Origin of the sequence: Treponema socranskii subsp. socranskii VPI DR56BR1116 = ATCC 35536 (assembly GCF_000468115.1) — a bacterium.
GTDB lineage: Bacteria > Spirochaetota > Spirochaetia > Treponematales > Treponemataceae > Treponema_D > Treponema_D socranskii.
This window is the reverse complement of record NZ_AVQI01000067.1, coordinates 77,907-96,931: the sequence shown is the minus strand read 5'-3', so window position 1 is coordinate 96,931 and position 19,025 is coordinate 77,907. Positions and strand designations below refer to the sequence as shown.

Genomic DNA, 19,025 nt, shown 5'->3' with positions numbered 1-19,025 from the left:
CTCGCAAGAGACAGCCGCATACCTTTTTTGCCGCGCGCTTAGCGGGCGGGAGTGATGCTCACGAGAGACGCGTTTTCGTCCGTCAGGACGGTCACGCCTTCGTTCAATTTCAAATCTTTTACACGGAACGTGTCGCCGATGTTCAGAGAAGATACGTCGGCCGTAACCGTCTGCGGCATCTTGTGCGGCACCGCCTGTACGGTGATTTCCGGCAAATGCTTGAGCATATAGCCGCCCTTCAAAACGCCCGCGGGAGTTCCCGTATACGAAAGCTTGAATTTTGCGATAAGCTTTTCATCCGCATCGGGTTCAAAAAAATCGGCATGAAGCACTCTATCCTTGAGGATGGCGTATTCCGTATCTTTGATAAAAGCGTCGTGCGCTTCCTGTCCGTCTATTTTCAACGAGATGAGCGTCGTCGGCGTAATCGAACGCCACACTTTATTAAACTCAACTTCATCGATTTCGAGCATCGTCGACTTGCCTTTCGCATCGTACATGACCGCAGGAAGGCGGCCTTGAGCACGCAATTTTTTCGCCGCGGTTTTCCCCGTCGTCGTGCGAACTTTCGCATTGATAACCAACTGATCCATATCCTAGGACTCCTTACATTAAAAAAACAGCAGAAGCTTTTCGGAATCCGCTGTTTTTCCGATATTCGCTGTATTCGCTGGGACGACAGGATTCGAACCTGTGGAATACCGGCACCAAAAGCCGGGGGCTTACCGCTTGCCGACGTCCCAATTAAAAACCGTGTTACACGCTGCCGTCTACGGAAGAGAACGGAGCGTCGTCGCCGGAGCCCGCTTCTTCAACGTGGCCGGCATTGTATTCGTCCAGAATCTTTTTCTGGAGCTCAGCCCTGAAATCGGGACTGATGGGATGCGCAACGTCTTTATATTCGCCGCTTGCAGTTTTCCTGCTGGGCATGGCGATAAACAAGCCGTTTTTCCCTTCGATGATCTTCACATTATGCACAACAAAGCAGTTATCAAAAGTGACCGTTACATAGGCGCGTAATTTACCCTCGCCTTCCACTTTCCGAATGCGCAATTCCGTAATCTGCATACGTTCCTCCGCTCATTCAAACGAGCTTATGTGCTCTGAAAAGGACGCACTGCAATACATCCTTTCCAGCTTGAAGCCAGCACAGAGCGGGCATTTTCCGCTTCCTCTTCGGAAGGAAAAATCCCGTAAACCGTAGAACCGGATCCGGACATTTCGGCATACGAAGCGCCGGCCCGACGAAGGTCGTCCAGCGCAAAGCCGATTTCCGGAAACCGACTTACTAATGACGGAGTAAAACTGTTTACAAAACTCCAGCCGGAAACCGGAGTCGTGTACACAGTCTCTAAATCCGCATAAGCCGGGCATGGCGCTATCTTTCCCGCCGCAAAGCTCTCGTCGAGAAGCGCGTAGGCTTCCTTTGTAGAGCTGTGCACACCGGGAAAAACAAGCAGTATACACAGATCGCTTCTGGCGCGAATCGGTTTTACGATTTCGCCGCGACCCGTTACAACCGCACATCCCTCCGCACCGCACAATAAAAAAAAGAACACATCGCTGCCGATGCTTGAAGCGATCGCTTCGAGCTGCCGAACGGAAAGCGTTATGTCGTTTAACGCTTCGAATGCCCGTATGCAGGCAGCCGCATCGGATGAGCCGCCTCCCAATCCGCCGCCGGACGGGATTCGTTTTTTCAGCTCAACACGTACACCGAAATTATCGATTCCGGTAACAGAACGGAACGCAGTATATGACAACGAAATCGTATTGTCGCTCGGAAGTTCCATACCTTCACAATCGACGACACAGCCGTTTTTTTCCGATGCGCGCACGACCAAAGTGTCGAAGAGCGTTACCGTTTGAAAAATGCTTTCGATCCTATGAAATCCGTTTACGCATCCCGGCAAAACATGCAAACCGATGTTGATCTTTGCCGGAGCGGTTACACAGATTTCCGTTCTCATATATTCAATCAATTATACAGATTTTAATCCGGTATGTCAAACTCTATTGACACGATCGCGCAGGTCATTTACAGTGAGTGAGGTTTGAGAGCAGTCAGCAATACAAGCCTCACAGGAGTTAGTATGTCCGCCGAAGAATTCTTTTCGTATGACGACGAATACGATGACGACGATTTTGATGCCGAGGACGATTTCGGCAGCGACGACGGAGACGAAGAGCTCGACGAATTCGACGAAGACGCCGATTTTTTCGAAGACGATCCCCTTGAAGAAGACGATGACATAGACGAACCCTACGACGATTACGAAGAAGAAGACGGGTACGGTGCCGTACGCGACGACGATGAAGATCTGTCCGATGAAGACGACTTCGACGATATCGACGACGACTCCTATTGATATCGATCTTTAAAAACCGATCGGCACGCTTTCATTTTTTAAAAATTTCCGACAGACTCGGCTTTCAATTCCGATTTTATTAATTATTATTTTTTATTTCAGGGCGACTTTTTGCGGCAAACCGCAAAAACCGGGCTTTCCGAGGTTCCGCCGTCCGGCTCCATTCCTTCGGAACGGCTCCGCCGCCTCTCCAATCCCTGCCGCACGCAAAGCCTTTTTCTGCTCTGCATTTCCTCCGAAACTCGCAGCACTACCGTGCGTTAATCGTTAAACTCTACACGGAGCCCCGAGTGCCACAGCTTTTCCAAATCGTAAAATCCCCTCGCTTCGCTCGACATCAAGTGTACGACGATGTCCCCGAAATCCGTCAGCTGCCAGTCATCGCCGTCGCTCTGCTTTCTGCGCGTCGGGTAAAGTTCGAGTTCGTTTTCCTTCGCATAATCGCACGCCTGTTTATACAAACCTTCTTTGTGCGCCGCACTCGTAACCGTAACGATGACAAAATAATCCGTCCAGCTGTTCAGATCCGAAACATCGATAAGCGCGACATCTTTTCCTTTGCCGTCTTCCATAAGCCGCGCGAGTTCTTTCGCTTTTTCTTCCGTCGTTTTCATATCAAACCTTACATCAATTCGCGGACGGGCGCACATAGCGGCCGTCGAAATCTTTTCCCAAAATAATCGTAAAGTCGACGCTTGCAACCGATTCGTTCGCGCCGTCATTCCCCACTTCTTCTTCTTGAATATTCGTGCAGCGGATAAAATCGCCGACCATTTTCGCGATTTCCCTATTGCCGATGTGATCGATGATCACCGTCTTTTCGTAATCGTTTCTGTCGGCATTCAGCGTACTTAAAATATCGTAGCTCGCGTTTTGAAACAAAATCGCCGTATTGTGCGCAAGCCCCTGCACCGTCGTACCGTTTTGAATTTCGAGTACGTAGATACGGCTCGTCATCGTATTGCCGGTCGAAATGAGCATATTAGTCGACTGTGCGACCGCCTGTTTGATAAACTCGCCGCCGTTGAGCGGAAAAAGGAGCTGCTTACCGTCGACGGTACTCACTCTTCCCGTTACGTTTTGCTTGATGATGTATTCCGTATTCATCTCCGCAAGCAGCGACATGTGTGTCGTAAAATCTTTCGCATCGAGATTCGACGAAAAGAGCGGCAAAAATTTATTAATATTTTTTTTGGCCAGTATCATAGCTTTGTTTTCGCCGAGCTGCGTAAAATAAGCGATCATGATGTTTTGATAGCGCTCGTATACGTCGGCATCCGTTTCTTCGTTCAAACGGTAGCGAATATACGTCGAAACTTTATCGCCGTCAAGCGTTACCGCTCCGGACGGCAAAAGCCAGCGCTCACCGTCGGCGGAAAGAGAGTCGACCGGGGCGGAAATAAAAACGCGCAGACCGCCCATCATATCGGTCAGCGTGATAAAATCGTCGAGCTTTACGATCGAATAAAAAGGTATCGACGTTCCGAGCAGGTTTTCGATTTGCCGGAGATAAGCGGCGATCCCCTTTTCGCGATAGATGACCGCGATGCCGTCGGTACGCCCCTGCGTGCCTTCGACGCCTTCGAGTACGCGGTAGATGCCGCCGACATTGTACGGAATATTGACGACGGCCGCTTTTTTCGAAACCGGATAATAGATGACGACTTCCGTCATAAGCGCATTTCCGTCACCGTCGTCGAGCACATAGAGCGTACGGATCACTTGATCGTTTTCAAGGCTTTTACCGACAGTGTCGGTACGGAGCGACATCGCGATAAAAATCGAAACGCCCGCGATGATGGCAAATATGAGGATCAAAAACAGTATGCCTTTTTGTTCGTCACGGATATGCATGTATCGTAACAACTCCTTAACAATCTAACGGCGATTCAACGACCGCAAAAGTTTTTCCGATTCGGGCGCGACGGCATATCCCTTTTTTTTCAAATACGCGATCCCGTCGACGAGCACTTTTTCTACGAGTTCGTCGAGCGAAAGACGATCGAGAAAATCCGTATACGCTTTTGTCGCCTGCGGACGGCCGGGCTCGATTTTATCCGCAGCGTAAACGACTTTCGAAAGAGAGCACATACCTGCTTCTCCGAACGTGTGCACGGCGACCGCCTGCAGTATGTCTTTATCGGTTACACCGAAATCGCGGCGGAGCATGAGAGCTGCCGCGCGTCCGTGCAGCAGCGAAGGCTTTTGCGCTTCAAGCGCAGTGATCGCTTTTCCGTCCTCACGGGCGAGTGCCGCGATCTTTTCGTCGCTCATGCCTTTACACATATCGTGCGCGATGCCCGCAAGATAGCCGCGCGAAGCATCCAATCCGTATTTTTTGCAAAGCCGGGAAGCGGTTTCGGCGACGCGCACCGAATGTTCGTAACGCTCTTTTGTTAAAACCGCTTTCGCATAATTTTTGACGCGTTCGGTGAGCGCGGAGCTGCAATCAGAATCTTCCGTATCCATAGAGCCGTTTCCGTATAATATATCGAAAAACGCTTTCGGGAACAAGGTAACGCCAGCTTTTTCCCGAACCGATGCGGGAACGGATTTCGGTTGAAGAAAGCGTAAGCGGAGGATTGTCGAGAAGCCTGTGCGGAAACGGAAAAGACTCGGACTCCCCTACTCCGTCAAATCCGCCGGTATAATTTCCCGAGGGCGTATTTTGAAACGCTTTGAGCGCTTCCCCCTTTTCTCCGTCGCGTCTCCGCGCGATGACGATATCGGACATGGAAGCGACGTCTGATGCGCGGTACCACTTTTCAAATTCACGTGCGTTTTCCTCCCCGATGATGAGCGCGGGCTTTCCTTCGATCGAATCGCCGAATTTTTTAATAATATACTCAAGCGTATCGAAAGTGTACGAAACCCCGCCTCGCTCGATTTCGCACGCTTCGGCGGCAAAGTGCGGAGAATCTTTGCAAAACGAGCGCACCATACCGAGCCTGTCTTTCGCAGAAGCCGCATCCGTAAAACGTTTGTGCGGCGGGATAAAGGTCGGGACGAGGAGCACTTTGTCGAAGCCGAGCTCGCCCGCTGCGATTTCGGCAAGCATGGCGTGTCCGATGTGCAGAGGATTGAACGCGCCGCCGAGCAAAGCGATTTTCATGAACGCTCCGTCCCCGGATACTGCGTTTCCATACTTTCATCGACCGACCGCGTCGAAAGAAACGACGACGCTTCATTTCCGCGAGAAATCTCTCCGTCCTGCCCCTCAGTCCCTACGCCCGAAGCGGCATCGACCATATCGATGATCCCGATCTTTGCGCTCCGCATATTCATATTCGCGGTAACCGAAATCGCGATAACGGGAGTTTCCTTTTCCGCTTCGCGAATCGATTTAATAATTTTTTGCGCGTTTTCCGCAGCTCCTTCCACGTCGATTTTATTGCACAGCACCATTTTCGGCTTTGCAGCGAGCTCGGGCGAATACGAAGCGAGTTCTTTTTTCAGCGCAGCGTAAGCGGTCATGCAACTTTCGTCGGAACAGTCGATCATATAGATGAGGCAGGCCGTGCGCGAAATATGTTTTAAAAATTTAAATCCGAGCCCCGCGCCTTCGGACGCGCCTTCGATGATTCCCGGTATATCGGCAATGATGATATCGCGCTCTCCGTCGACGCGGAGCACTCCCAAATTGGGGATTTTCGTCGTAAACGGATAGGGCGCGATTTTCGGACGCGCGTTCGTAAACGCGTTTAAGAGCGACGACTTGCCGGCGTTCGGAAAACCGACGAGCCCCGCGTCGGCTATGATCGAAAGCTCGAGGCGGAGCTTTCTCACTTCTCCGGGAGTACCCGGATGCGCGTAACGCGGCGCCTGATTGGTCGACGACTTAAAATGGACATTGCCCCAGCCGCCCTTACCGCCGCTCAAAAAAACGAAGCGCTCGTTTTCGTCTTCGTCGGTAAAATCGTGGATGAGTTCGTCCGTTTCGGCATCCCGTATCGTCGTGCCGGGCGGAACGGCGATGACGACATCTTCTCCGTCTTTGCCGTATTTGTTCCAGCCCGAACCGTCGCCTCCGTTTTTCGCTTTAAAGACGACTTGATTGCGGAGCTTTGCAAGCGTGCGCATATTGCGCTTGACGCAAAACACGACATCTCCTCCCTTGCCGCCGTCTCCTCCGTTCGGCCCCCCTCGCGGAATGTATTTTTCTCTGCGAAACGCGATGCAGCCGTTTCCGCCTTTTCCCGAGCGGACTTCGATCACCGCTTCATCTGCAAACTGTGCCATACTGTTCTCTTGTTTATATCCGGGCAATCGCACTGGAAAACTATATATCTAAAAATAGCGTGTAACGTAAAAAATCGGCGGCACTCCCGGCAGCAGCCCTGCGTTCGCCGCGGCAGACCGTAATCGGAATCGGACTGCACAAACTTTTTTTGCAAAAAGTTTGCTTGCCATCGGTCTGAGCGGCTCGGCGGCAGTTCCGCTGCCTCGCGTTCCGCCTTTTCTTATGTAAGTATACGCTTCTTTTCTGTGTATACATTTCCAGTGCAGTTGCCCTGCTATTTTCATTTAAAATTACCCTAAACGAAAATACCCGGCGCAGGCTGTGCTGAACCGGGTATCGTCATAGTGTCAAACAAAATTTTTACGCGTTTGCCGGAGCAACGGAAATATATTTTCTGTTCATCCGTTCGTGGTAGACGACTTTGCCGTCCGCCGTCGCATACAGGCTGTCGTCGCCCGCGCGTTTTACATTGTTGCCCGGAAAAAATTTCGTTCCGCGCTGTTTGACAAGTATGGAACCGGCCGTAACCGCTTCTCCGCCGTATCGCTTTACGCCTAAATTTTTAGGATTGGAATCACGTCCGTTTTTGGCGCCGCTGCCGCCTCTCGATCTTCCCATAGTATACCTCGTTTAATCAGTTTGTATCTTCAATTCTACGTTGTGCGGATATTCCCGCGCAAGAGAAGCGAGTCCCGCTTCCAAAAATCGCCCGGCATATACGAGCGCACATCGAGATTCCGGAGGCGCGCTTTCCGCGCTTACATCAAAATCCAATGCCCCCCGATCCGGAGCGTCAAGCCTGACAAAGACGCCCTCCGTTTCGGAAAGCGCCTGCATCGTCGTGCGCAGCAAAACCGTAACGGCGCTGCAGACGATATCGTTTCCCTTTTCGGCAAAACGCGCGTGACCCAGTGCTCTGCACGATGCAAGAGAACCGTCCTTTGCGCGCGCGAGCTGAACGGAGATCATTATGCGACGGTAATCTCCGTTACGGTAACTTTCGTATAGGCTTGTCTGTGCCCGATGAGCCTGTGGTAATCCTTTTTCGCTTTGTATTTGAACACAAGCACTTTTTTGTCACGGAACGTTTCCCCGACTTCGATTTTCACTTTCGCGCCCGCAACATAGGGAGCACCGACGCTGATTTTATCGCCGTCGCTTACGAGCAAAACGGAATCGAGTTCGACGGTTGCGCCTTTTTCTTCGCTCAATTTATCGACCGTTAAGACGGCACCCTTTTCCGCTTTATACTGTTTGCCCTTATATTCGATAAGTGCGTACATGGCAACACTCCTGATTATTAAAATAATGCGCATAAAACGGCGGCACACGAAACGGGGATTATGCAAAACCGTTTTAGACTATGCGTATCGATTATTGTATCGGAAAATACGGGAATTAGTCAAGACGCGTATTGCATCACGTTAAATCTAACCGAGTTTTTAGCGGTACCCAATTATGCCGTTTTTCACATTACAGTACGATGCTCCGAAGTTTATCGACGGCCGCCCATGAAAATTCGTCGCGAAACCAAAAGCCGCGCATACCCGCTTTTTCGGCGCCTTCGATATTCGCTTTCGTATCGTCGATAAAAAGCGCACGAAAAGCTTCGACGCCTTCGGCGCGCAAAATATAATCGAAAAAACGCACGTCGGGTTTTGCAAGTCCCATGCGCTGGGAAAGATAGCAACGATCGAAATGCGACTCAAGCGAAGCGCACGCGTTCATCTTTTGCCAATGCCCCTCACACGTATTGGAACCGCACACGACCCGTTTTCCGCGCGAGCGAAGTTCGTCGACGAGCGCAAGAACCGGAGAATTCGGATAAGGCGTAAAGAGATCGACGAGGGGGTCGGCATCCGAATCAACGCCGAATTTTCCGGATACGGTTTTCCACCAGTCCTTTGTCGTTATACTGCCTTCCATGAGCGGAATATCCGAGCGCATATATTCGGCATATACGTCGTCTTCTTTGAGGTGATAGTGTAAAGCGATTTTTCCGATCGTTTGGAAATTGAAAATACAAACGCCGCCGAGATCGAAAACGATTATATCCATGAATCATCTCCTAGCAGAATTGAACTGCTGTTGTCGGGATGAAAACCCGATGTCCTAACCACTAGACGAAGGAGACATACAGCATAGGGCTGTTCAACAACTATAGCATACCTGCACACAACGTGTCAATATACACATCCGCATTTTCGCCTACGGCAAAAACGTGCAGTATAAAAAACATATCCGTATAGGCCACCGTATTTTGCCGCAAAACAACGGATACGCCGGTTACTCCGAATACGGCTCGGTCGATATCATACTTTCGATTCCCGTACCGATGACACGGCTCACAGCGTCAAATCGCCGTTTTGCAAAATCGTCCGCACAGAGCCGTCTTCATACGCTATTTCGATCGTCGGCTCACGTACAATGCCGTCAAGATGGATCAGCGCGGGAGCGTCGTTGTCGTAATTTTCGCCGATCGCAAAGTGGCACGTGTGGAACGCTTTTTCGTCTTCGAGCATATTTCCCGTAATGACGGCGGCGGGATTTAAGCCGATGCCGAGCTCTCCGATATTGCGTGCATTTCTGCGGTACACGCTTCCTTGTCCTTCGGGCAGCTTTCCTTCCTTTTCCATCGCGAGCGATTTCGCTTCCGCATCGGCGATCGTTTTTTTCAGACGCGCGGCTTCGTCTCCGCCGTCTATGTCGGTCACAAAACCGTCGGAAACCTGCACAACGATCGGTGTTTCAAGGAGCGCGTCCCCGTCACCGAACGACATAGAACCGTCGAATACGATTTTCCCGTTCGTGCCGGATGCGGTCTGCGCGCTTTTTTCTTCAGCCCGCTCGCCGGCCTCTTGTGCGCCCTTCCCTTCCGCTCCGCCCTGCTCGCCGGCGGTTCCCGCATCTTCGGCATCGCCCTGAGCGCCGATCTTTTGCTTGATTTTATCGAGGATGTTTCCTTCGTCCTGCACGCCTCCCGTACCGACGACGGGACTGATAAACACTTCTCCCGCGGGGATGTTTCCGCCCGTACCCGCTTTCGAAAAATCTCCGTCATCTTCCATCGCTTTTCGCCCCGCAACCGGAACGACGACATCCGTTCCGCCGGGAGAAGTAACGTGAACGGAGACGGCTTTTTCATACGCTTTTTTCAACGCCGCACAGCGAGAGGCGAGCTCTTTGTAATCGATCTGCACCGCGCGCTCGTACATCTCCTGCGTGATGCCCGGCATCCACACGGCGCGCATCGATTTTTTCCCGCTCAGCAAAAAGTCGAAGATGTGCATGAATTTCGTACCCGTTTTGTCGACATAGGGATGCGCCGCAGCTCCAGGATCTTTTCCAAGCTTCGACGATGACACGGAAAAACACAAGTCGGGATTCGTCGCGATAGAGGCGAGCACTTCAGGAGATGCGTTATCGAAGGATTTTTTTGCGCTTTGAAATACAAGCACCGGCTCGCCGCCTGCTTTTTTTACCGACTCGAATAAATCCTGTGCGATCACATTCGTTTCGGGATTTGCAACGATGAGCACTCGCTCGCTTTTTTTTACGCGGCACACATCGCGTACGATGATCTCCGCCGGCAGTACGTCTTTCATATTCAATTTCCTCTGTAAATATATCGTGTCCGTCACATATCCGTTTTCGGATCCTGAGCGAACAGCGAAGTGATTTCTTTAGCGTAGATTTCGCCGATTCTGAAACGCATGATTTCCTGCTTTGCCGAAAGTTCGACGCCGACTTCAAAGGGCTTTGTGATAAGAACGAATTTATTGATCCGCTCGAACATCTTAAATCCGTTTTTCGAATTGATAAGCCCGTTGATTTCTCCCGCGTACAGCGTTTGAACGTATTCGGATGCGAGCAGATTTTCGTACGTATCGTATTGGATGCCGTTTTCCGCGGCGTAGCCTTTTACTTCGTCCTCATCGACCAGAATAAGCGCGCCGAGGTAACGTTCGTCCTGCCCTACGACGACGGCCGCTTTGATAAAGCGCGATTCCTGCAGTTTTTGTTCGATCGGAAGCGGTTCGATATTTTCGCCGCCGCGGAGCACGATCGTATCTTTCATGCGGCCTTTTAAAACGATTTCGTCGTGAATGGAAAGAATACCGATATCGCCCGTATCGAACCAGCCGTCGACGGTCATCACTTTTGCCGTCAAATCGGGACGCTTGTAGTAGCCTTTCATCACCGTACCGCCTTTCACCTGTACGATGCCCTGTTTGCAGCGTCCGAGCACGTAGCCGTCCTGATCGACGATGCGCACTTTAACGCCGCGGATGGGAGAGCCGACGTTGCCGAACACGGGATCGGCTATCGGCCGCACGGAGATGACGGGAGCGGTTTCCGTTAAGCCGTAACCTTCGACGACCTTTACGCCGATCGCCCAAAAGAACTCGTCGATGTTGTGCGGATAAGCGCCGCCGCCCGAAACGCCCGCACGGAAGTTTTTTCCGAGCATCGATTTGATTTTTCGAAACACGAGCGCATTTCCGAGCAATTTGGGCGGATAGAGCAAAAGCCACGGGATGACGAGGAGTGCCCACAGCGCACCGATATAGTCCGGCCCGAAGCGCACGTTTTTGCGGAAGAGGAGTCTGTCGATCCGAGAATGCAAAATCGCGACGCCGACAAAAAAATGGAACAGCATATAAACGAAACCGCCCGTTTTGCGCATCTTGCGGTTGATGCCGTCGTAGATCGCTTCGTACACGCGGGGAACGGCGGGCATGAGGTGCGGATTGACCTTTTGAAAATCGGCGAGAAGAATGCTTCCGACCGGCTTCGAATAGCAGAGTGCAGCTCCTTGAATCATGATGACGTATTCGCACAGGCGCTGAAACACGTGCCACACCGGAAGCACGCACAACGCGCGGTCGCCGGGATTCAAATAGATGCGTTCCTGCAGTTCGTCGAGCTGCGTCAAAAAATTGCCGTGCGAAAGTTCGACACCCTTGGGCATACCCGTCGTACCCGACGTAAAGATGATGCACGCCGTATCGTTCCACTCTCCCTTTTCGAGTTCGGCTTCGATCTCCGCCCTGTGTTCGATATTGTATTTTTTTCCTTCGTTCAATAAATTATTAAAAAACAATAAATCGATTTTCGCTTTTTTTACGTCGGCTTTTATATCGTCGCCGACATCTTCAAACGAAATGAGCGTTTTCAGATGCGGCAGTTCGCTCTTTACGGATACGATCTTTTTAATCTGCGCGGCGTTTTCCGCAATGACGACGGCGCATTCCGTAAACGACAAAATCTGCTGCAAGTCGATAAGCGTCGCATCGCATCCGCGCGGAACGTCGACGGCGCCGAGCGCCATAATCCCCATGTCGGCCTGTTCCCACTCTTTGCGGTTGTCGGAGATGAGACCGATCGCTTCGCCGCGCACGACGCCGATCTCTTTTAAGGCGGCGGCAAAATCGAGAGAGGTTTCATACAGCTCTCGGTACGACACCGGCTCGAATACGCCTTCGGCGTTTTTCGAATATTGCGCCGCGATTTCGGGAAAGTCGGCGGCGGTTTTTTTCAGCATTTTCGGGAGCGTTTGTTCCATAATGGGAAGTATAACGGTAAAAAACGAAATGCGTCAATCTGAACGCTGCGTACGGTACGTAGCCGCGCATACGTCATATCGCTATACTGTGGTACATACATGAATACGGAACACACGGTACAAAGCGATACCCGAAAAGCGGGCATCGTAGCAATCATCGGGCGGCCTTCGGCCGGCAAATCGACTTTCCTCAACACGGCGTGCGGAGAACTCGTATCCATCGTATCGAAAATACCCCAGACGACACGCGATGCGATTCGCGGCATTATCAATACGTCGCTCGGACAACTCGTGTGCCTCGACACGCCCGGCTACCACGCGAGTGAAAAAAAACTCAACCTCAAACTACGCTCTCTCGCAGCCGAACAGCTGAAAACCGCCGATGCACTGCTCTACATCATCGACAGTACGAGAGCTGCGGGAGAAGAAGAAGCGCTCGTCGCAGAACTCGTTAAGCCCTTTGCCGACAGAACCGTCGTCGCCGTCAACAAGCGCGACGCGCCGAACGCAAAAATGCCCGACACGATCGAATTTATTAAAAACACGCTGCCGGAAATCCCCGAAGAGCGCGTCATCGCCGTATCGGCAAAAAACGATGAAAACATCGACGATGTGTTGAAAGCGCTGTACAAGCTCGTACCCGTCGCTCCCGAATTGTACCCGAGGGAATACTACACCGACCAGGATGTCGGCTTTCGCATCGCGGAAATCATACGCGGAGAAGCGATCAATCGGCTCGAAGAAGAAGTGCCGCACTGTCTCTATGTCGACATCATGGATACGGAAATGAAAGACGGAGGCAAACGCCTCTGGGTGCGCGCGAGCATTTGCGTTGAACGCGAAAGCCAAAAAGGCATCGTCATCGGTAAGGGCGGCGCGATGATAAAAGCGATCCGTACGGCATCGATCAACAGATTCCGTACCATCTTCGATTACGCGGTCGATCTCGACTTGCAGGTAAAAGTCGATAAAAATTGGCGGCAAAAAGACGCTGTGCTGAAAAAATTAATAAAATAGCTACACGTTATGACGGTATCCGATGCTCTTACCGTTGCAGGAAAGATTCGTATGCGTTTTATATGCCTATACGCGTCCGTGAACCGAGCTTTTGAAACCGCATAGTATATGGTATACTGATTTTATGATGTTTCGACGAGTATTGCACACACACTTTTTTGTTTTCCTCTTTGCCGTTTGCGTTTTTTCGGCTGCAGGCGATGAAGCCGATATTCCTCATGGCTTTGCAGAATACACGCTCCAAAACGGTATGCACGTGTTCGTGCTCGAAGACTTCGCAGCCGCCCCGATCAGAATCGAATACGCGGTAAAGGCGGGCACAAGAGAGCAGACGCCGAAAACGGCGGGATTTTTTCCGCTCTATACGCGGCTCTTTGCGGAAGCGGGCAAAGCTTCGTATCCCGAGCAGATTGACGACTGGCTGCCTTCATCGGCAAAAATTTCCTGCGATACGGATGCGGCGCGCTGCGTTGTGACGATCGCGCCGGAGGAAATCGAAAAAGCGTTTTCCCAACTTGCGTACTGTGCGTTTTCCCCGTCGTTCAGCGATGCGAACATAGCGGCGCAGTTTACCGCACTTAAAAGCGAAGTGATGAATTATTCGTTCAGTACGGCGGGATTTATCAACGCGAGCATAGACGCGCGCATCTATGCCGTAGCCCCGTGGAAGCGGGATTCGGGCGTTTATCCTGCGCTCTTTACGAAAACGCCGCTCGCAGGCGTCCGTACGATCCTCATGAATATCGCCCGATGCTACTATGTGCCGCAGAACAGCGCACTTTTTATAAGCGGCGGCATACAAAAAGAAACGGCGCTCAAAGCCGCGGAAAAGACATTCGGCGCATGGCCTGCGGGCGCCGTCGTCGAGATTGTAATCCGGCATATTCGGAGAAAAAATCCCCGAATAATAATAGCCGTCGGAATAATTCCATACGTTGTGTCCCCAAATCTGCTGACGCATATTATAGCGGCTGTCGTCGGGTGAAATCCATCGATACCACGTGCGGTGACTGTCTGCGGGATTGCGCGAATCGATAAACCACTGATTGTAAACGGACGAATGATTGCACGTCATATCGAGTATCACCGAAATACCGCGCTTTTTGCATTCGGCGAGCAATTTTTCAAAGTCCCCCATCGTGCCGTAATCGGGGTTGACGTTGTAATAATCGTCGACATCGTAACCGTGATACGACTGCGACGGATAAATCGGCAAAAGCCAAATACCCGTGATACCGAGGTCGTCCGTCGTTGCGTCGTCACCGTCATTCAAATAATCGAGTTTTTTGATAATGCCGGCAAAGTCGCCGATTCCGTCGCCGTTCGAATCGGCAAAGGAGCGCACGAAAAGACTGTAGTACACGCCTTCCGACGGCTTATCCGCCAAGCGTACGATAGGTGAGGATTTTTCGGAAGCGTGCCGCGGACGGGCGGCGCTTTTCGGAGAAGAGCTGCACGAAAAAAACGGCAGCATACCGCAGAGCGCAAGCGGCAACAGGAATACGCGTTTCATGAGATTATTCCTTCCCGCCCGTTCCGGCGAGCGATTGAATGAGCGCTTTTTGTCCGAGCATAAATAAAACGGTAAACGGCACCGCGACGAGAAGCGCTCCTGCAGCGAACATCGTAAAGTTATCGGCAGCACGGCCGCTTATCATTTCATAGAGACCGACCGCAAGCGTTTTTTTGTCGTCGCTTCTGAGCACGAGGCGCGGGAAGATAAAGTCCATCCACGGCCCGGTAAAACTCGTAAGCGCAAGGAATACGAGCTGCGGTTTTGCGGCCGGCAAAACGACACGGACAAAAGCCGTAAACGGAGCAGCGCCGTCTATATATGCCGCTTCCGCGAGTTCTTTCGGAACCGTATCGAAATAGCCCTTCATAAGCCATGAATTGAACGGCAGGCTTCCCGCGGCATAGACGAGCACGAGTCCCCACAAAGTATTGAGGCCGTTGATTTTCCACAGGATGACATAGGTCGCAATCATTCCGATAAAACTCGGAAACATCTGAAGAATGATCATCGACGCCATAACCGTTTTGCGGAACGGAAACGTAAAGCGCGAAAAAATATATCCGACCGTACTGCACAGGAGAACCGTAAGCACGGTATTCATACATGCGATTTGCAGCGTATTCAGATACCAGTGCACGTAATTGGTACCGAGCACGTCCGTCGTGCCTTTAACGAATTGATTGGCGGGTGTCAGCAGGCGCTGAAACTGGAACAGCGACGGATCGCGGGGAAAGGGTACGATCGACGTCGATGCAAGCGAATTCGATCTTGTAAACGCCGCGCTGATCGTAAACGCAATGGGATACAGCACGACGACGAGCTGAATTACCAATATGATTGTCAAAAAAACGGTTACCGGAGAACGGCTGTTTGTTCTGTCTTGTTTCATATTTCGCTTTCCTTGAACGATTTCGTCCGCATAAAATTGTACAGTGCAAACGGCACGAGTACGATAAAGACCAAAATAGAGAGCACCGATGCGATGTTGTACATATTCGGCGTATTCATCGTCAATTTAAATATCCACGATATGAGGATATCCGTAGATCCCGCCTGCGTCGAAATCGTATCGGGCAGATTCGGCCCTCCGGCGGTCAGGAAAAATACGGCGCCGAAGTTGTTGATATTCCCTGCGAACTGCATGATGAGAATCGGTTTCAGCTGGTACATCACGAGCGGGAAAGTAATGCTTCGAAACTGTTCCCACTTATTCGCGCCGTCGATGACGGCCGCTTCGTACATCGAATTTGAAATGGCCGTCATGCTGCTGGTAATGAGGATCATGCTGTACGGAAATCCGATCCAAATATTGACGAGGATGAGCGTCAGCTTTGCCATCATCGGATCGGAAAGCCAGGGTATGCCTTGTGAAATGATTTTGAAAAAGATAAGCGTGCGGTTTATCGGGCCGAAAGTTCCGTTCAGTAAATTCGCCCAGATAAAAAGCGAAAGCATTTGAGGGATCGCATACGGAAGGATAAACACCGTGCGGTACAGTTCCGGAATCTTTATGCGCTTATCCTGCAGGATGACGGCAAAAAAGAATCCCGTAAAAAAGCAGGTAGTCGTCGAAAGAACCGCCCAAACGAGCGTCCACAGCGCAACGCGTGAAAAAGTGTTCGCCCACTGCCCGCCGCTGCTTCCGTGCGAACTGAACATCGTTACGAAATTTCTGAAACCGACCCAATCGACGAGGTTGTTCGGATGAATATGATCCGGCGAAGAATAATTCGTAAATGCGACGAACGCCGAAAACAAAAGCGGTATAACCGTAAAAAACGCTATGAGGATAATGCACGGCGTAATTCCGATCACCGCAAACGAACGCTGCGAAATATCGTTGCGCGTTTCGCGAAGCGTCGGAAATTTATTGAATTTTATTATTTTTTCGGCATCTTCTTTTGCCGATTTTATATTGTACGCATAGGTGATGAAAAAAATCGCAAGGACGATGAGACAAAGCAAACCGTTTATCATCATAAAGATGGAATGGTCGGCGTATTTCGTTACCGTCGTCGCCTGCGGAGAACCGAGCGTAATCAAACCTGCTATTGCGGTAACGATGGGACCTCGGAAAAACGCGCGATGTCCCTGTGTTCTGCGTCCGGCGGCGGCGGCATGTTTGCAAACGGCGCATCCGTCGTAATTTTCGTCGAACAATTCCATTTCACCTTTTGCAAGCGCGGTTTTTGCCGTCGCTTTGGAAAGTTTGCGATCGTATTTTGCGGCTGCCGCGGCGTAACGGTCTATGAATTTTTCTCCGGCACGGTCGATTTCATCGGCATAGGCATCGTCCGCTTTGTCCGCAAGCTGAGATTGAAAATCATCGACTGCGGTATTGACTTCATCGACAAAATTGAAAACGGCATCTTCGACGGCATAGGGATCATCCCAATCGACCGAAGCGAAAAAGCCGGGAACAAAATCGTCGAAATGATTTTGCACCGCAGTGCCGAGTGCGGCGTCTTTCTTTTTGTAATAGCGCGTAACGGAAGCGATCCACGATTGCGCACTGTTTTGCACATAGGTGCGGATTTTTTCTTTGCGTGCAAGCACGATCTCTGCAAGGTTCGGCCAGTCGTTCGCTTCGAGATAATCGATCATCTCGACGGTATCGGGAGCGCCCTGCATATATTCGTAGGCGCTCTGATCTTTCGGTATGATTCTTTTTGTACCGAAGATAACGCAGCACAGTATGACGACTTCAAAGAGCGCAAGGATGATGCCGCGTAAGTATTGTTTTAAGTAAAGAATTTGTCCGAGCCCCATAAAAAAACACGAAGCGACGGGAGCCTTCCTCACTTTGTCAGGGTTTACCCTATTGTTCATTTTTTATATCCCCTTTTGAAATAGAGAAACGTACATTTGGAATTGTATCGCAAAATCGTACTGAAAAAAAATTACGGTTTTAAATAAAACGGAGAGCGTACCGGCGAAAATATGCCGTGAAGTCTAAAGCGGGAAAAACAAAGCTGCGCAGAAACGGCGGAACGAATGCAAAGCAGCGTACGGACAAGCGTACTTTGCATTCGCCGGACTGCCGATGCGCTCCCTTTTATCGATAACCGATCAGCGAGCGGCGTCCATTGCGGCGGCGGCGGCGTTGAGATCTTTTTCAACGTTATCGCCGTCCCAAATGCCGGCATAGGCTGCATTCATCGCCGACCAATACGTACCCATTTGAGGAATCGTCGGCATGGGAATAGCGTACTTTGTCTGCGCCAAAATTCCGTTCGAAACCGGATCGTTCGTCGTGATGTCCGTTCTCGGCGGAATCTGCTTGGTAATTTCGAAACGTTTCATAAGCGCTTCTTTGCTCGTAATAAACGCGGCGAATGCGGCCGCTTCTTCCGCATTTTCGGAATACGAGCTGACGAATGCGAGGCGTACGCCGGAAAACGAAGTCGCCGGTTTATTTTGTCCCGGAAATTCCGGAAGCGTCGTGATGCCGAAGTCGACACCGGATTTCGTAAAGTCCGAGATCTTCCACGGTCCGGTGATGATCATAGCCGCCTTTCCTTCGATAAACGAAGAATTGCAAAAATCTCCCGTCATATCGGCGGACGGAACGTCGAGAATCTGTTTGCGCAGATTTTGCAGATAGGTTAAACCTTTTATCGCAGCAGGGCTGTTGATATTGTGCTGCCGTCTGTCGCTGCCGTTCGGTCCGAAAAGCTGCGCGCCGAATGCGCTCATAAACATATATTCGTAATAGCCGTCGCCGACAGGCCACACGAGCGCATATTTGTTTTGCGATTTATTGTTGTACGTCTTTGCAAAGGCGATGACATCTTCCCACGTTTTCGGGGGCGTTTTAATGATTTTTTTATTGTAAAAAAGACCGTAGGTTTCAATGCCGAGCGGATATCCGTAGACTTTACCTTTATACGTCGCGGCCGTTTTCGCCGCCGGAATAAACGGATCGAGGTAGCCTGCCGTCGTATTCGCAACGACGTGTCCGCCGTTTACAAGAGCCCCGATATGATCGTGAGGGGCGACGAGAACGTCGGCACCCACGCCCGCGGGTCCGTCCAATTCGATCTTTGCGCGCGTGTCCGTCGATCCGACGGGTTCGTACGTGATCGTCGTTCGATTATGCGTTTTTTTAAATTCTTTTATAGCCCAAACGATGAACTCCTGTTCCGGGCCGGCCGATTCCCATACTTTAAGCGAAATGCGCTTTGCGGGCGCCGCAGACGCCGCAGCCGTGCACAGTGCCGCCGCCGCGAGCGCGCATAAAAATCCCCTATGTTTCATACTGTTCCTCACTTATTTTTTATAAATGCATAGTAAATAAAAGAAACTGTCCGAAAACTT

Annotated in this window: 20 protein-coding genes and 2 tRNA genes; 2 read left to right on the top strand and 20 right to left on the bottom strand. The window is 51.0% G+C overall.

The genetic code is table 11. The features are described 5' to 3' along the window. Window positions 1-38: 38 nt before the first annotated feature. The 4 genes from HMPREF0860_RS09185 to ispE all read right to left on the bottom strand — a co-directional run bounded on the left by HMPREF0860_RS09185 (window position 39) and on the right by ispE (window position 1,970). A complete protein-coding gene (locus HMPREF0860_RS09185; protein ID WP_021329190.1) occupies window positions 39-593 on the bottom strand; it encodes a 50S ribosomal protein L25 in 555 nt (184 codons plus the stop codon). Between the two features lie 77 nt (window positions 594-670). Beyond that, window positions 671-743, bottom strand: a tRNA-Gln gene (locus HMPREF0860_RS09180). A gap of 13 nt (window positions 744-756) precedes the next feature. Then, window positions 757-1,068, bottom strand: coding sequence for a septation regulator SpoVG (spoVG, locus tag HMPREF0860_RS09175; protein ID WP_021329177.1), 312 nt, complete (start codon window positions 1,066-1,068; stop codon window positions 757-759). Window positions 1,069-1,094: 26 nt separating this feature from the next. Continuing rightward, window positions 1,095-1,970 (bottom strand): 4-(cytidine 5'-diphospho)-2-C-methyl-D-erythritol kinase, encoded by an 876-nt coding sequence (gene ispE, locus HMPREF0860_RS09170; protein ID WP_021495695.1) that lies wholly within the window; start codon window positions 1,968-1,970, stop codon window positions 1,095-1,097. 123 nt (window positions 1,971-2,093) lie between these two features. On the opposite strand from ispE, the gene HMPREF0860_RS09165 reads away from it, so the two are divergent. Then, window positions 2,094-2,369, top strand: coding sequence for a hypothetical protein (locus tag HMPREF0860_RS09165; RefSeq protein ID WP_021329138.1), 276 nt, complete (start codon window positions 2,094-2,096; stop codon window positions 2,367-2,369). Window positions 2,370-2,629: 260 nt separating this feature from the next. On the opposite strand, the gene rsfS is transcribed toward HMPREF0860_RS09165, so the two are convergent. From rsfS to HMPREF0860_RS09100, 12 genes are all read right to left on the bottom strand, one after another. Next, on the bottom strand, window positions 2,630-2,983 hold the full coding sequence (gene rsfS, locus HMPREF0860_RS09160; RefSeq protein ID WP_021329187.1) for a ribosome silencing factor: 354 nt from the start codon (window positions 2,981-2,983) through the stop codon (window positions 2,630-2,632). 13 nt (window positions 2,984-2,996) lie between these two features. Further along, a complete protein-coding gene (locus HMPREF0860_RS09155) occupies window positions 2,997-4,223 on the bottom strand; it encodes an LCP family protein (RefSeq protein WP_021329135.1) in 1,227 nt (408 codons plus the stop codon). A 24-nt stretch (window positions 4,224-4,247) separates the two neighbouring features. Beyond that, on the bottom strand, window positions 4,248-4,838 hold the full coding sequence (yqeK, locus tag HMPREF0860_RS09150; RefSeq protein WP_021329179.1) for a bis(5'-nucleosyl)-tetraphosphatase (symmetrical) YqeK: 591 nt from the start codon (window positions 4,836-4,838) through the stop codon (window positions 4,248-4,250). Then, window positions 4,819-5,481 (bottom strand): nicotinate (nicotinamide) nucleotide adenylyltransferase, encoded by a 663-nt coding sequence (gene nadD, locus HMPREF0860_RS09145; protein WP_021329188.1) that lies wholly within the window; start codon window positions 5,479-5,481, stop codon window positions 4,819-4,821. Before nadD ends, yqeK begins: the two co-directional genes overlap by 20 nt. Then, complete coding sequence (obgE, locus tag HMPREF0860_RS09140) at window positions 5,478-6,608, bottom strand: GTPase ObgE (protein ID WP_021329168.1); 1,131 nt, start codon at window positions 6,606-6,608, stop codon at window positions 5,478-5,480. The genes nadD and obgE overlap by 4 nt, the downstream gene beginning before the upstream one ends. A gap of 361 nt (window positions 6,609-6,969) precedes the next feature. After that, a complete protein-coding gene (rpmA, locus tag HMPREF0860_RS09130) occupies window positions 6,970-7,227 on the bottom strand; it encodes a 50S ribosomal protein L27 (RefSeq protein ID WP_021329140.1) in 258 nt (85 codons plus the stop codon). A 12-nt stretch (window positions 7,228-7,239) separates the two neighbouring features. Next, entirely contained in the window at window positions 7,240-7,578 is a 339-nt protein-coding gene (locus HMPREF0860_RS09125) for a ribosomal-processing cysteine protease Prp (protein ID WP_021329152.1), read from the bottom strand. Continuing rightward, entirely contained in the window at window positions 7,578-7,892 is a 315-nt protein-coding gene (gene rplU / locus HMPREF0860_RS09120) for a 50S ribosomal protein L21 (RefSeq protein ID WP_021329159.1), read from the bottom strand. The genes HMPREF0860_RS09125 and rplU overlap by 1 nt, the downstream gene beginning before the upstream one ends. Before the next feature lie 190 nt (window positions 7,893-8,082). Next, window positions 8,083-8,667: an HAD family hydrolase gene (locus HMPREF0860_RS13350; protein ID WP_021329163.1), complete on the bottom strand. Its 585-nt coding sequence runs from the start codon at window positions 8,665-8,667 to the stop codon at window positions 8,083-8,085. 4 nt (window positions 8,668-8,671) lie between these two features. Continuing rightward, window positions 8,672-8,743, bottom strand: a tRNA-Glu gene (locus HMPREF0860_RS09110). Between the two features lie 211 nt (window positions 8,744-8,954). Continuing rightward, window positions 8,955-10,214, bottom strand: a complete 1,260-nt coding sequence (locus tag HMPREF0860_RS09105) for an aminopeptidase (protein WP_021329207.1) — start codon at window positions 10,212-10,214, stop codon at window positions 8,955-8,957. A 32-nt stretch (window positions 10,215-10,246) separates the two neighbouring features. Beyond that, the gene (locus tag HMPREF0860_RS09100; RefSeq protein WP_021329195.1) at window positions 10,247-12,175 is read right to left on the bottom strand and encodes an AMP-dependent synthetase/ligase; all 1,929 of its coding nucleotides are present in this window, start codon (window positions 12,173-12,175) and stop codon (window positions 10,247-10,249) included. 99 nt (window positions 12,176-12,274) lie between these two features. Here HMPREF0860_RS09100 and era point away from each other — a divergent pair, with 99 nt between their 5' ends. After that, complete coding sequence (era, locus tag HMPREF0860_RS09095; protein WP_021329164.1) at window positions 12,275-13,192, top strand: GTPase Era; 918 nt, start codon at window positions 12,275-12,277, stop codon at window positions 13,190-13,192. Between the two features lie 427 nt (window positions 13,193-13,619). Here the strand turns inward: era and HMPREF0860_RS14160 are convergent, their stop codons facing one another. The 4 genes from HMPREF0860_RS14160 to HMPREF0860_RS09070 form a co-directional block, all read right to left on the bottom strand. After that, complete coding sequence (locus HMPREF0860_RS14160) at window positions 13,620-14,666, bottom strand: alpha-amylase family glycosyl hydrolase (RefSeq protein WP_231364245.1); 1,047 nt, start codon at window positions 14,664-14,666, stop codon at window positions 13,620-13,622. Window positions 14,667-14,709: 43 nt separating this feature from the next. Further along, window positions 14,710-15,597, bottom strand: coding sequence for a sugar ABC transporter permease (locus HMPREF0860_RS09080; RefSeq protein WP_021329134.1), 888 nt, complete (start codon window positions 15,595-15,597; stop codon window positions 14,710-14,712). Next, window positions 15,594-17,537, bottom strand: a complete 1,944-nt coding sequence (locus HMPREF0860_RS13345; RefSeq protein WP_021329197.1) for a carbohydrate ABC transporter permease — start codon at window positions 17,535-17,537, stop codon at window positions 15,594-15,596. Before HMPREF0860_RS13345 ends, HMPREF0860_RS09080 begins: the two co-directional genes overlap by 4 nt. A 240-nt stretch (window positions 17,538-17,777) precedes the next feature. After that, window positions 17,778-18,965 (bottom strand): sugar ABC transporter substrate-binding protein, encoded by a 1,188-nt coding sequence (locus HMPREF0860_RS09070; protein WP_021329130.1) that lies wholly within the window; start codon window positions 18,963-18,965, stop codon window positions 17,778-17,780. Between the last annotated feature and the right edge of the window lie 60 nt (window positions 18,966-19,025).